Genomic DNA, 12,999 nt, shown 5'->3' on the forward strand with positions numbered 1-12,999 from the left:
TACCTCTGGCCTTGCCGGGGGTATCCCCACTTCATTTCCGCGAATTTTACTTGACCTTCTTTCATCAACAGGCAAAATTGCAGCCAATTTACAAAAGGTAATAATTCTCATTATGATAATGAGATTGCCTATCAAATCTTTTATTCACCTGCCTGAACCTTTGCCAAGAAAGGAATTTTGATGAAACTGTCATTGTCGCTGAAAGGTTATGTTCGCCTCTGCACCCTGGCGCTGACCGCGCCTGCTCTGAGTTTTGCTGCCGATATGGTGGTGACTGCGCAACCGCAGGAAGATTCGACCTCGCCGACCCAGGGTTATCTGGCGACGACCAGCCAGGGCGCAACCAAAAGCGATCGTCCTCTGATCACCACGCCGCAATCGATTTCCGTGGTTACCCGCCAGCAGATGCAGGATCAGGGCGCGCTGACCCTGAATCAGGCGCTGGGCTATAGTTCCGGCGTCTTCACCAATTTCGGCGGCGCCGCTACCCGTTACGACACCATTGCGCTGCGTGGCTTCCATGGCGGCGATGTCGATAACACCTTCCTCGACGGCATGCGGCTGATGAGCGACGGCGGCAGTTTCAACGGCCTGCAGGTGGATAACGCCTTCCTTGAGCGCATCGACGTGATCAAAGGCCCCTCTTCTGCGCTCTATGGTCAGACGGTGCCGGGCGGGCTGGTGAACATGGTCACCAAGCGTCCTCAGTTCAGCGAAGAGGGTCACATCCAGTTGCAGGCGGGCAGCAACGCCACCACCGGCACGATGTTTGACTACACCAATGCCATCAACGATCAGTGGGCGTTTCGCCTGACCGGCGTGACCCGCAACAGCGATACCCAGTACGATCACACCCGCGAAGAGAAATATGCGCTGATGCCGCAGCTGATGTGGCAGCCGGATGAAGATACGCATCTGATCCTGAAAGCCTATCTGCAGAAGGATCCGTCGGGCGGCTATCACGGTTCGGTACCGGGTGACGGCAGCCTCACCGAACACAATGGCTACAAGCTGAGCAACGGCTTTTATGAGGGCAACAGCGATCTCGATCAGTTCAAGCGTCGCGAGCAGATCTACAGCTTCGATTTCGCCCATCGCTTTAACGACGTCTGGTCATTCTCCTCGACCGGCAGCTACAGCCACTCGAATGTCGATCTCGATCAGGTCTATCAGATTGGCTGGGACAGCGTGACTCCCGATCTGCTGAACCGATATTACTCTGGCGAGCGCTCTTCGCTCTCGGCCTGGTCCACCGATAACCGCTTACAGGCAGAGTTCGGCACCGGAGAACTGGAGCACCGCGTCACCTTGGGTGCTGAGTATCATCGTTATAAAAATGAGATCAGTGAGGCTTCCGGTTCGGCCAACCAGCTTAATGCACGGACTGGTGAACAGGTTGGCGACATGCCTGATTACACCTGGGCCGATAAAACCCGTCGCTACTATCAGACCGGCCTCTATCTGCAGGATGAGATGAAGCTGGATCGCTGGCATCTGGATCTCTCCGGTCGTTATGACCGCATTGTCGCCAGTAACAGCGGCAGCGACCGCCGTCAGGATGATCACATCAGCGGCCGCGCAGCACTGCTCTATGCCTTCGACAACGGTATCTCGCCTTACGTCAGCTGGAGCCAGGCGATTACCCCGACCGCGCTCACCGATCCCAACGACAACCTGCTGAAGCCGACTACCGCCGAGCAGTATGAAGCCGGGGTGAAATATCAGCCGGTCGGCACCCGCGATCTCTATAGCGTGGCGGTCTATGACCTGACGCAGAAAGATGTGGCAAACCGCAATGTTAAGGATGGAACCTATACGCCATCGGGCAAAGTGCATTCACAGGGCATTGAGCTGGAAGCGCATAATCAGTTAACCCCGCGTCTGAGCACCGTGGCGAGCTATACGCTGAATCATCTGCGCTTTAAAGAGTCGGTGGATGGCAACGACGGACATACGCCATATGTCACACCTAACAGCATGGCTGCACTCTGGGGTCACTATCAGTTTGATTACGGTCTGAGCGCGGGTGCGGGCGTGCGTTACATCGGCAAACAGTGGGCGGACAATGAAAACACTACGCGTGTGCCGTCTGTGACGCTGTTTGATGCGTCAGTGCGGGCCGATCTCGGCGTCTGGAACAGCAGCCTGAAAGGTGCATGGGTGCAGGTCAACGCCAATAACCTGACCGACCGTACCTATGTGGCGGGCTGTTATGGCACCGGCTACTGCTACTGGGGCGCAGAGCGCAGCGTAATGGCGACAGTCGGTTACGACTTCTGATAGCAAAATAAGAGATAAAAAAAGGGGACGAATCGCTTCGTCCCCTTTTTCGTTTAAACCTTTACGGTCAACTGCGTACTTTGCGGTAGATAAACAGCACCACGATGGCACCGATAACAGCGACCACAAAACTTCCGAAGTTAAACCCATCGACGCGGCCGAAGCCAAACAGCGTACTGATCCAGCCACCCACTACTGCACCGATAATACCCAGAACGATAGTCAGAATGAAACCGCCACCATCTTTACCCGGCATAATCCACTTCGCCAGAATACCCGCGATTAAGCCAAAGACGACCCAGGAAATAATACCCATCTGTTGCTCCTTCCTTTTTTGATTAAATCGTGAACGCCTGATTAATCAAGCGGTTTACCGCGATAAGTATAACCAGCTTTTCAAAAAATGCCTGCCTGCTCACAGTTATTATTGATGAATAGCATGCTAAAGCTTTTTTTTGCCGCGCCGATAACCGAGACGAGGCAAAAAAAACAGCATCAATAAAGTAACCCCCCTTGTGGAGCAGGACGTGAAAGAAGCCGACCAGGAACAATATCTAAAACGTGGCACGCTGGCGGTTCTTGGCGTTATGAAAGATCTGCTGCGATTGCAGACGCCATTACTGGTGCGCTTTCCGCGTGGGCAGTTTATCAGCCGGATGCTGGCTGCCGATGAAGATCGCCTGCTGTTTGACCTCGGCAGTAATAATCTGGATAACGATTATGCCCTGACCAGCGACGATCTCAGTATCACCGCGGAAACCTACGGCGCTAAGGTGGAGTTCAGCCTCGCCGCGCTGGAAATCGTGGAGTTTGAAGGGTTACCCGCTTTCAGCGCGCCGCTGCCAGACCTGCTGTGGCAGATCCAGCGACGTGAGTTTTTCCGGGTCTGCGCCCCGCTGGAGCCGCAGTTCTGGTGTCATACCGTGTGGCCCGATGGCAGGAAAACGCGCCTGCGTCTGCAGGATCTGTCGCTGGGCGGTATCGGCGTGCTGGTCGATGAAGCGCTGCCGGACGGGTTGCAGGATGGTGACAGCTTCAACCCGTTCCGGGTCGAGCTGGGCGAGTATGGCCATTTTGACGTGCCGGTAAAGCTGCTGAGCATTGGCGAGCGTAGCGTGGTAACCGGCAAAAATGAAACCCGCATCACACCGCGACTGAGCTTTCGTTTTGCCACGCTGAACCCGGCGCAGGAGCGGCAGCTTCAGCAGATTATTTTTGCCCTCGAGCGCCTGGCTCGCGATAAATCGACCCGATTCCAGTAACCACTTTACGGATGCGCCGCACAGGTGGGCCGCATCCAGGCTATGCTTCTTGCTTGTTTTCTTTTAAACCGGAACCCAGCAAGGAGACCCTCCCCAATGGAAAACTGGCTCTCTTCACGTCGTTTTCACTCCCTCTTTTTTAATCAGGAACTCTGGCTAAACAGCGCCATCGTGGTGGTATCCACGCTGGTGATTTACTGGATATTACGTACCCTGATTCGCTTTATCTCCAACCGGATTGCCCTTTACAGCGAACATCGGCATGTTCGCGCCACCGCGATTCTGGTGGAGATATTGCGCAGTACCAGCCAGACCCTGCTGCTGATCTTTTCGCTGCTGATTGCCCTGAAGTTTGTCGATCTGCCCGCGTCGTGGAGTGTAACCATCGCGCACGGCTGGTTCCTGGCGCTGATTGTGCAGCTCGCTCTGTGGCTCGACTGTGGCATCCGGCTATGGCTGAAAAGCCTGCTGCGTGACCCGCTGCACGTGCGCAACCCGGTCACTACGGTGATCCTCGGTATTCTGCTGCGGGTAGTGGTCTGGATTATGATGTTCCTGGCCATTCTGTCGAACATGGGTATCAACATTACCGCACTGGTCGCCAGTCTCGGGGTCGGGGGCATCGCGATTGCGCTGGCGATTCAGACGGTACTGAGTGATGTGTTTGCGTCGCTGGCGATAGGCTTTGATAAACCGTTTGAGCATGGCGATTTTATTGTCTTTGGTGACATTGCCGGTTCCATCGAGCATATCGGTCTGAAAACCACCCGACTGCGCAGCCTGAGTGGCGAGCAGATTGTCTGCTCCAATACCATTCTGTTGCAGCAGACGATCCACAACTATAAGCGCATGCAGCAGCGCCGCATCGTCTTTAAGTTTGGTATCAGCTATGCCACGCCGTCAGAGCAGGTCCGGGAGATCAGCCCGCTGGTGAAAGAGATTATCCAGGGCGTTGAGACCACCCGTTTTGACCGCGCCCACTTCCTGGCCTTTGAGGACTCAAAACTGACCTTTGAAGTGGTCTATTTTGTGCTGGATGCGGATTACAACAAGTACATGGATATTCAGCAGGAGATTAACCTGCAGCTGATGGCGGCACTGGAAGAGCGGAATATCCGCTTCGCCTTCCCGATTCGTCAGGTGGAGTTCAGCGGCGGCAATCTGCCGCCGGTGGATCTGGTTGCGGTGCAGAATGACGATGACGAGGTGCGCAGAATGGCGCGCTAAGTCAGAGCCCGCCTTCCTTTTCAGGCGTGGCGGGCATACAGGCCGGTGCGGGCGGAATCGTGACCGCACCGGCTGCTTCACCCCTTGCATTCAGCAGTTCCACCTTACCGCTTAATGATGCCGGTAGCAGCTCACGCCGAGATACTCACTGAACGCTTCCTGCAGCACACCAGCTGTGGCAGAGTGGTTCATTGCTACATGATGCTCAAAGCCGTTACGGCAGATCCACGCCAGCAGTGTCTCCAGCTGCGGCACCTGGATCACCGCACGGCAACCTACCGTGTCCAGCGGATCGGTGACCGACATTCCCTCTCCCACATAGGCTTTGATTTCGCCGCTGAAGTCGTCGGTAGAGAGGCGGAAATAGGTCAGATCCCCCTGCTTCATCCGGCCATGCACTGCGCCACAGGTGTTCTCTTTGCCCACGGTGGTGCCGATGATATCCGCCGTGCCCATGGTCGGTGACTCCAGGCTGGCGCTGGCGAAATTACCGCAGTGAAAAAGCACACATTTGTCCCGCTCGTCGCCAAAGTTGTTGTTCCAGTCTGCCAGCGAGGCGGGGTTGAGCGAACAGCTGGCGAGCGCGTACATCGACAGCGCCCCCATCACATCCACTTCGCAGGCGCTGGGCATCAGCTGGCCCGACATCACGCTCATGATTGAGCAGACGTTAATGCCCAGGTTCTCCTGCAACGACGTCCAGCACTGAATGGCGGTGGTATCGATATCGTTGTCGCTGATCCACTCGCTGATCACCACAAACAGTTTGGCCATGGTCACCAGTTTGTCACCCGGAATCCCCCGCGCATCGGCGTTGGCCTCCAGGATTTCACGCTTCTCTGCCACACGGATATCGTCATCACGCAGCCGGTTGGTGCGGGTAAAGATCTCCGATAAATCCAGGGTCTCCACCGCGATACCCATCTTCTCCAGCAGCTTTTCGCTGTAGCGCACGGTGTTGAATCCGGCGGGCCGGGCACCAATCGCCCCGACGCGTACCCGCCGCATAGCATTCACCACCCGACAGAGCTGGCTGAACCGCTGCAGATCCTGCATAAACACCTCGCCGCTCAGGGCGCAGACGTGCTGGCGGGTCAGCGTAAACGGGATGCCATATTGCCGCAGGTTGTTGCAGAGTGAAATTTTGCCGCAGAAGCTGTCGCGGCGCGTCGCCAGTCCCATTTTATCCAGATTGTCCTCTTCGGCCTGCACCAGCACCGGCACGTTCAGCCCGGCGAGACGCAGCGCTTCCGCGATAGCTTTTTCATCACCAAAGTTAGGCAGCAGCACCACAATGCCGTGAATCGCTTCGCGATGCTGGCGAAACAGCGCGGCGCAGGTTTTGGCCTCCTGACGCGTCTCGACGCCGCCCAGATTGGTCTGGGTCTCATCCAGCATCACCGTATTAATGTTCATCTTTTCAAACAGCGCGACCGCCTGCTGGCGCGCCTCGCCCACCAGATAGCTGGGAAAAAAACCCCGGTTGCCAATAATGACGCCGAAGGTTAACTGCTGAGGAAGTGTTGACATGGCTCTGCTCCGGATAAGGATTAATGTGGCTGATAACGACAGCGTGCAACGGCGTCAATCCAGCCTTTATAGTTTTCCTGCATATGCTGCGCGTTCTCTTCACGCGGCATGATGATGCTGCCGCCCTGCAGCGCCTGCATATCATTGCCCTGCTGCCACCATCCCAGTACTTTGCCTGCCAGCAGTGCCGCGCCCAGCGCGGAGACCTCGGCGGTAGGCACCCGCTGCAACGGCCGCTGTAACACATCCGCCTGTAACTGCATCAGCCAGCTATTTTCAGTGGCGCTGCCATCCACACAGAGCGCCGGAAGCTGCTGGCCGCTGGCCTGCTCCATGGCAAAAAAGACGTCGGCGATTTGCCAGACGATGGATTCCAGCGCCACCCGCGCCAGCACAGCGGGTGTGGCGGCATCCGTCAGTCCGCACACCATGCCGCGCGCCTGCAGATCCCACCAGGGTGCGCCCAGGCCAGAGAGCGCCGGGACAAAATAGATACCCTGATTATCGCCGCAGCGCTGCGCCATCGCGGTGAGCTCGCGCGGCTCCTGCACGCCGAGCATTCTGCCCAGCCAGGCGGCACCGGAACCGGTGTGGGTGATGTTGCCTTCAAAGGCATAACGCAGCGTGCCGTCGTGCCAGGCCACGGTGGTGCTGAGGCCATTTTCCGTCAGCAGCGGCGTCGCCATGGACATCATCAGTGAAGACCCGGTGCCGTAGGTGGCTTTCACCACTTCAGACTCGCCGCGCCGCTGCGCCTGCAGCGCAGCATGAGAGTCGCCGATGCGCGCCAGAATCGGCGTGCCTGGCGCTAAGCCGGGAATATCACTCACCGCGACCACGCCCTGTTCACTGGCTGAGGCGGTGATGCGCGGCAGCGCGGCGCGCGGCAGCTGAAACAGCGTCAGCAGCTCGTCGTCCCAGTCATTAAGATGCAGGCTGTAGAGTTGAGTGCGTGAGGCGTTAGCATGATCGGTAATAAATACCTCGCCTGCGCTGAGCTGCCAGCTGAGCCAGCTGTCGACCGTGCCGATACAGAGCTCACCCGCCGCCGCCCGCGCCGCGCCGTCGGGAATGGCGGCCAGCATCCCGGTCAGCTTGGCGGCCGGAAACATCGGGTCAACGGCCAGTCCGGTCAAACCGGTGATGCGAGGCGCTTTGCCCGCCTGACGCAGGTCGCGACAGAGTGACTCGGATCGTCGATCCTGCCAGCTCACCAGCGGCGTCAGCGGCTTGCCGTCACGCCGCTGCCAGATCAGCACCGACTCGCGCTGATTACTGATCGCAACTGCCGCGACAGACGCGCCACCACAGTCTGCCAGGCAATGGGTAATGGCCTCTTTTACCGCCAGCCAGATCGCCACAGGGTCCTGCTCAGCCAGTCCTGGTTGCGGGTGTTGCAGGGTTAAGCTCTGGCTGCCGCGTGCCACCACGCGGCCATCGCGATCAACCGCAATCGCTTTAGCATTGGTAGTGCCTTCATCGATTGCCAGAATCAGGGGTCCCACCATATTTATGCTCCTGCGCAGATGCGCGCTGCACTGTTCACCACGCTACTGGCATCAATGCCATGATGGGCGCGGGTAGAGGCGCGATCGCCGGCAATCGCATATTCCCCATCTGCAATGCCGAGCCGCAACAGCGGGATGCCGCAGCCGCCTTCCGCCAGAACTTCGGCCACCAGGCTGCCGACACCGCCATTAACGTTATGCTCCTCTACGGTAATTACCGCTGGGTAGTGATTTAACAGGTTGCGCAGCTGTTGGGTATCACAAGGTCGAATCGATGGAACCGCGATCACACCGGCTGAAATGCCCTGCTCAGCCAGTTGCTCAGCAGCGTGAACCACCTCGTGAACCGTTGAGCCCATCGCCACCAGTGCGATGTCGCTGCCTTCACGCAACAGGTCGATCGCGCCCGGCCTGAACTGGTAGCTTTCTTCGTGCAGCTGCGGCAGATCTTTGCCATCCAGACGGATATAGACCGGCCCGACATGCTCAAGGGCGTAATCAATGATCTGACGGCACTCCAGCGGACAGGAAGGCGCATAGATCTCGATGTTGCCGAAACCGCGCATCACCGCGATGTCATCAATGCTGTGATGGGTGCTGGCTAACGGGCCATAGCTGGTCCCGGCATTCAGCCCGAACAGTTTGACGTTGGTGTTGTTGTAGCAGACGTCGACTTTTACCTGCTCATTTGCGCGTGATACCAGAAACGGCGCAGCGTTACAGGTCACTGCGACTTTGCCGCCCAGCGCCAGGCCGGCCGCCGTGCCCACCAGCGTCTGCTCAGCGATGCCGACGTTAATCAGCCGGTCGGGAAAGGCCTTGATAAAGGGGGCGATTTTGGCCGTCGACGTGGAGTCGGCTACCACCGGCACCAGATCCACACCGCGATTCACCGCGTCGATAAAGGCCGTGACCATGACGCTTGCTAAATGTTGTGCATTACTCATCTTTCAGTTCCTCCAGTGCCAGTGCGATCTCTTCGCCTTTCGGCACCCGGTGATGCCATTCCGCCTTGCTCTGGATAAAGGAGACGCCAAATCCCTTCTCGGTATGCGCCACAATCACCTGCGGTTTGCCGTTCTTCGGCAGATTTTCAATGGTGTCGACCACCGCCGCCATCTCATTGCCGTTGCATTCGGTGACCTCCAGCCCGAAGGCGCGCCATTTTTCCGGCAGCGGATCGGTGTTCATGATGTCGCGGGTCGCGCCCGCCAGTTGCAGCTTGTTTTTGTCATTGATGATGACCAGGTTGTCGAGGCCGTAATGCGCCGCCACCAGCGCCGCCTCCCAGTTGCTGCCTTCAGCCAGCTCACCATCGCCGGTCACCACAAAGATGCGGCGCGGGCTGTTATCTTTTTTCGCCGCGATAGCGATGCCCACCGCCACCGGCAGGCCGTGACCCAGCGCGCCGGTGTTCAGCTCAACGCCCGGCGTTTTCTGTCGTACCGGATGGCCGGGCAGATGCGAGTCGGCATGCTGATAGGTTGCCAGCCAGTCGGTCGGGAAGTAGCCCGCTTCCGCCAGCACGCAGTAATAGCCCCCCACCGCATGCCCTTTGGACTGGATATAGATGTCACGCTGATCGTCCTCTGTGCGATCCGGGGCGCAGTTCAGAATGCGGAAGTAGAGCGCGGTGAGGATCTCTACCTGTGACAGGTCAGCGCCGGTATGACCGCCTGCCGGGCTGCCCGCGTTAAGCTGGATGATGCGGCGGCGGATTGCCCGCGCCCGACGCTCAAGGTCATCGACCGGAAGATTGAAAGGATTCATACACTACCTCTGAATTTTAAATCGATTATGAATATATATTCACGTTGGTTAAAAAATTTTGTGCCTGAAAAAAGGGGCTAATAAACTGAACCGCCCTTTGTTCGCTACTCTGCCCGTTAAACCGGGCAGGCCGTCCGGGCCGTCCGCTGCCAGGAATCACACAGCGGCTCCCCCTGTCTGGTTCCACGCACTTCCCCGTCAGGGTTTTGCCGGTGTCCCCTCCTCGATTAACGCTTTCTGAGCCACCACGGCCGCCTTCTGCTGCATCCGGCTCTGGGTCTGATCGATAATTACCGCGATGATAATCACGATGCCTTTGATCACCATCTGCCAGAATTCACTGACACCCATCATGATCAGGCCATCCGCCAGAAAGCCAATGACGAACGCACCAATCAGCGTACCGAGGATGGTGCCGCGTCCGCCCGCCAGCGACGTGCCACCCAGCACCACGGCGGCAATGGCATTCATCTCAAACGCGGTGCCGTTAGCCGGATGGCTGGCGACCAGTTGCGATGAGACCACGATGCCAGCAATCGCCGCGCAGAATCCCGACAGGGTGTAGACCAGAATTTTTACCTGCCGGGTTTTCACACCTGACAGTTCAGCGGCACGTTCATTGTCCCCGATGGCATAGACCTGACGGCCAAACGGCAGGCGACGGGCGATATAGGCGATCACCAGCGCCAGCACCACCATCATCCAGATGGCGTAGGGCAGCCCGAGAAAGGTTCCGGCACCGATCCGATCGAAACCGGTGTTGCCCAGCAGCGGATTCCCCTGCAGACCAGGAAAGGTCTCGCCGCCGGAGGTGAGCATCGCCGCGCCGCGCAGGATGTACATGGTACCGAGGGTGCAGATAAAGGGTGCCACGTTGTAGCGGGTAATGATCCAGCCGTTGCCCGCGCCAATCAGCGCGCCGATCAGCAGCACTACCGGCACAATCACCCAGACGCTGGGAAAAATAGCGATGCCAAACATCGGCAGCACAATGCCTTTAGTAATCAGCCAGCCGGCGATCATGCCGCACAGTCCCAGCGTTGCCCCAATCGACAGGTCAATTCCCGCCGTGATAATGACAAAGGTGATGCCCAGCGCCAGAAAGGCGTTGATGGCGATGTGTTTCACCATGATCACCAGGCTGCCGGTGGCGAGAAAGTCCGGCACGGTGATGGCGAAGAAGCCGACGATCAGAATCAGCGCAATAAAAGTGCGCAGCTTCAGAAGCAGCAGCAGAATGCTTTCACGTGAACTGAACGCCTTAGCCGGAAGTGTGGTCAGCGCGACGCTGTCATTGCTTTTCATGCTCAGAACCCCTGCGCACTTGCTTTCACCAGCGCTGCCTCTTCCGCCTGGTCGCGGGGAAGATCAGCCGTAAGTTTGCCGCCCGACATCACCAGGATGCGATCGGCTACCGCCATAATCTCTTTCAGGTCCGAAGTGGAGAACAGAACCGCAATGCCCTGCTGTGACAGCGCCACCATCATGCGAAACACCTCTGCTTTTGCGCCGACATCAATGCCGCGACTCGGCTCATCCAGCAGCAGCAGACGCGGATTGGTCAGCAGCGCGCGGCCAATCACCACTTTCTGCTGATTGCCACCACTCAGTGCGCTAATGGCCACGTCCGGCGAGGAGATTTTGATCGCCAGGTTACCCACCGTCTGGCTTACCGCTTGCTGCTCCGCCTGATGGGCAATGGCAAAGCGATGCGACAGACGCCGCCACAGGCTGGCGATGGTGAGATTACTGGCGACCGATGACACCGGGAAAATCCCGGCGCGTTTGCGATCTTCCGGCACCAGACTCATGCCCATGCGGATACGGTCGGCGGTGGGCAGACGGGTCGGCAGCGGTTTGCTGTCGAGCCACAGCTTGCCCAGATAGTGGCGCTGACTGCCAAGCAGACACTCAAACAGCTCGGTGCGACCCGCACCCATCAGCCCGTAAATCCCGACAATTTCCCCGGCCCGCACCTGAAAGCTGACGTCATCCACCAGGGTATTGCCATTAGGGCTGACGCAGGTGATGTGCTGCGCCTCCAGCACCGGCGCGCCAAACTCACGCGCTTCCGGCAGGAAGGTGGTAACCGGTTCACTGCCCAGCATCTCACGCACGATCCACGGCACATCGATGCTGCTGACCGGCGCTTCTGCCTGGAAGCGCCCGTCGCGCAGAATGGTGATCACGTCGCCAATCGCCATCAGCTCCTCCAGCCGGTGGGAGATATAAATCACGGTAACGCCCTGCTGCGTCAGGTCGCGGATCACCCGGAACAGGATCTCCACTTCGGTTTTGCTCAGCGCCGAAGTCGGCTCGTCAAGGATCAGGATGTCCGCATCTTCTGCCAGCGCTTTAGCAATCTCGACCAGCTGCTGCTGACCCACTTTGAGATTACCGACCCGCTCATGGGGTGAAATCGGCTGATCGAGGCGCGCCATCAGCGCGGCGGTGCGGCGAGCCTGCTCCGCCTCGTTGATCGGGGCCAGGCCGCGCTGGATCTCCCGGCCCAGAAACAGGTTTTCAGCCACCGTCAGGTTCTCAAACAGATTCAGCTCCTGGTGCACCATGCCGATGCCGTGCCGGGCGGCGTCGCGGGTGCTGCTCAGCGTCAGCGGCTCGCCATTCAGGAACAGCGAACCGGCCGTGGGCTGCTGTACCCCGGCCAGAATTTTCATCAGGGTCGATTTGCCCGCCCCATTCTCACCGATGATCACGTTAACTTTGCCGCGCCAGACCCGATAGTCGACGCGATCCAGCGCCAGCGTGCCGGGAAACAGCATCGATATCTGTTCGGTCCGCAGAATGATCTCATCGTCCATCAGGGCGTCCCCCGCTTCAGCTCAACCGCTACCACATCATCAACGCTGTTCTGCCCGATGGTTACGGCCAGTAGCGCCTGCACCGGCTGGTTGACCCAGCTGGCATCCAGCGGTGGCAGTTGCTTCACCGCGTGACGGTTCAGCGCCCGGGTCAGCTGGGCGTACTGCACCTGATTGGTAAACTCTTCAAAACGGAATCCGGCGGCATCCCGTATAGCGTTACTGCGCAGCACCGGCCCGACACTGACCGTCACCGGCTTGCCGTTAATCATTAGCGTCAGCGTGCGTTCACGCGGGTTACTCTCATCAAAGGCGCTGGCTGTCCCGCCGGCTCGCACGAAAACGCTTTCGCGCCCGCCGGGTTTGACCGTCTGACTTTTCGCCTCCATGTCGGCCCAGCTCAGCGCATGGCTGTTCGCGGTGGTCATCACGCGCGGCTGCCAGGTCTCTTCCGCAATCTGCTGCGGTGTCTGGGTGGTATAGCTGGGTTTCGCGTGTGGATCCTTCGGCAGGATCGGCTTACCGTCCGCATCCAGATCCACCACGGTGCAGGCGCTGAGCAGCGCCATACCGGTCAATACCGCCAGCATCCGTTTCATG

11 protein-coding genes are annotated in these 12,999 nt (G+C 58.4%); 3 read left to right on the forward strand and 8 right to left on the reverse strand.

The window, feature by feature from the left end; translation table 11 throughout:
• Window positions 1–180 precede the first annotated feature (180 nt).
• Entirely contained in the window at window positions 181–2,280 is a 2,100-nt protein-coding gene (locus EPG66_RS04190; protein WP_182686069.1) for a TonB-dependent siderophore receptor, read from the forward strand.
• Window positions 2,281–2,347: 67 nt separating this feature from the next.
• Here the strand turns inward: EPG66_RS04190 and EPG66_RS04195 are convergent, their stop codons facing one another.
• Window positions 2,348–2,596: a GlsB/YeaQ/YmgE family stress response membrane protein gene (locus EPG66_RS04195; protein WP_010246168.1), complete on the reverse strand. Its 249-nt coding sequence runs from the start codon at window positions 2,594–2,596 to the stop codon at window positions 2,348–2,350.
• A gap of 211 nt (window positions 2,597–2,807) precedes the next feature.
• Between EPG66_RS04195 and EPG66_RS04200 the strand changes: the two genes are divergently transcribed.
• Entirely contained in the window at window positions 2,808–3,542 is a 735-nt protein-coding gene (locus EPG66_RS04200; protein ID WP_031592913.1) for a flagellar brake protein, read from the forward strand.
• Window positions 3,543–3,638: 96 nt separating this feature from the next.
• On the forward strand, window positions 3,639–4,769 hold the full coding sequence (locus EPG66_RS04205) for a mechanosensitive ion channel family protein (protein ID WP_031592912.1): 1,131 nt from the start codon (window positions 3,639–3,641) through the stop codon (window positions 4,767–4,769).
• A gap of 111 nt (window positions 4,770–4,880) precedes the next feature.
• On the opposite strand, the gene EPG66_RS04210 is transcribed toward EPG66_RS04205, so the two are convergent.
• The 7 genes from EPG66_RS04210 to EPG66_RS04240 form a co-directional block, all read right to left on the reverse strand.
• On the reverse strand, window positions 4,881–6,299 hold the full coding sequence (locus EPG66_RS04210) for an L-fucose/L-arabinose isomerase family protein (protein ID WP_115759022.1): 1,419 nt from the start codon (window positions 6,297–6,299) through the stop codon (window positions 4,881–4,883).
• Window positions 6,300–6,319: 20 nt separating this feature from the next.
• Window positions 6,320–7,807, reverse strand: a complete 1,488-nt coding sequence (locus EPG66_RS04215) for an FGGY family carbohydrate kinase (RefSeq protein WP_115759021.1) — start codon at window positions 7,805–7,807, stop codon at window positions 6,320–6,322.
• Between the two features lie 2 nt (window positions 7,808–7,809).
• Window positions 7,810–8,754 (reverse strand): transketolase family protein, encoded by a 945-nt coding sequence (locus EPG66_RS04220; protein WP_010669881.1) that lies wholly within the window; start codon window positions 8,752–8,754, stop codon window positions 7,810–7,812.
• Entirely contained in the window at window positions 8,747–9,577 is an 831-nt protein-coding gene (locus tag EPG66_RS04225) for a transketolase (RefSeq protein ID WP_182686071.1), read from the reverse strand. Before EPG66_RS04225 ends, EPG66_RS04220 begins: the two co-directional genes overlap by 8 nt.
• Window positions 9,578–9,775: 198 nt before the next feature.
• Complete coding sequence (locus EPG66_RS04230; protein ID WP_010246189.1) at window positions 9,776–10,882, reverse strand: ABC transporter permease; 1,107 nt, start codon at window positions 10,880–10,882, stop codon at window positions 9,776–9,778.
• A 2-nt stretch (window positions 10,883–10,884) separates the two neighbouring features.
• Complete coding sequence (locus EPG66_RS04235; RefSeq protein WP_069026090.1) at window positions 10,885–12,399, reverse strand: sugar ABC transporter ATP-binding protein; 1,515 nt, start codon at window positions 12,397–12,399, stop codon at window positions 10,885–10,887.
• Complete coding sequence (locus tag EPG66_RS04240) at window positions 12,399–12,998, reverse strand: DUF2291 family protein (RefSeq protein WP_031594566.1); 600 nt, start codon at window positions 12,996–12,998, stop codon at window positions 12,399–12,401. The genes EPG66_RS04235 and EPG66_RS04240 overlap by 1 nt, the downstream gene beginning before the upstream one ends.
• Window position 12,999 lies beyond the last annotated feature (1 nt).

Origin of the sequence: Pantoea pleuroti, from assembly GCF_014156615.1 — a bacterium.
Lineage (GTDB): Bacteria > Pseudomonadota > Gammaproteobacteria > Enterobacterales > Enterobacteriaceae > Pantoea > Pantoea agglomerans.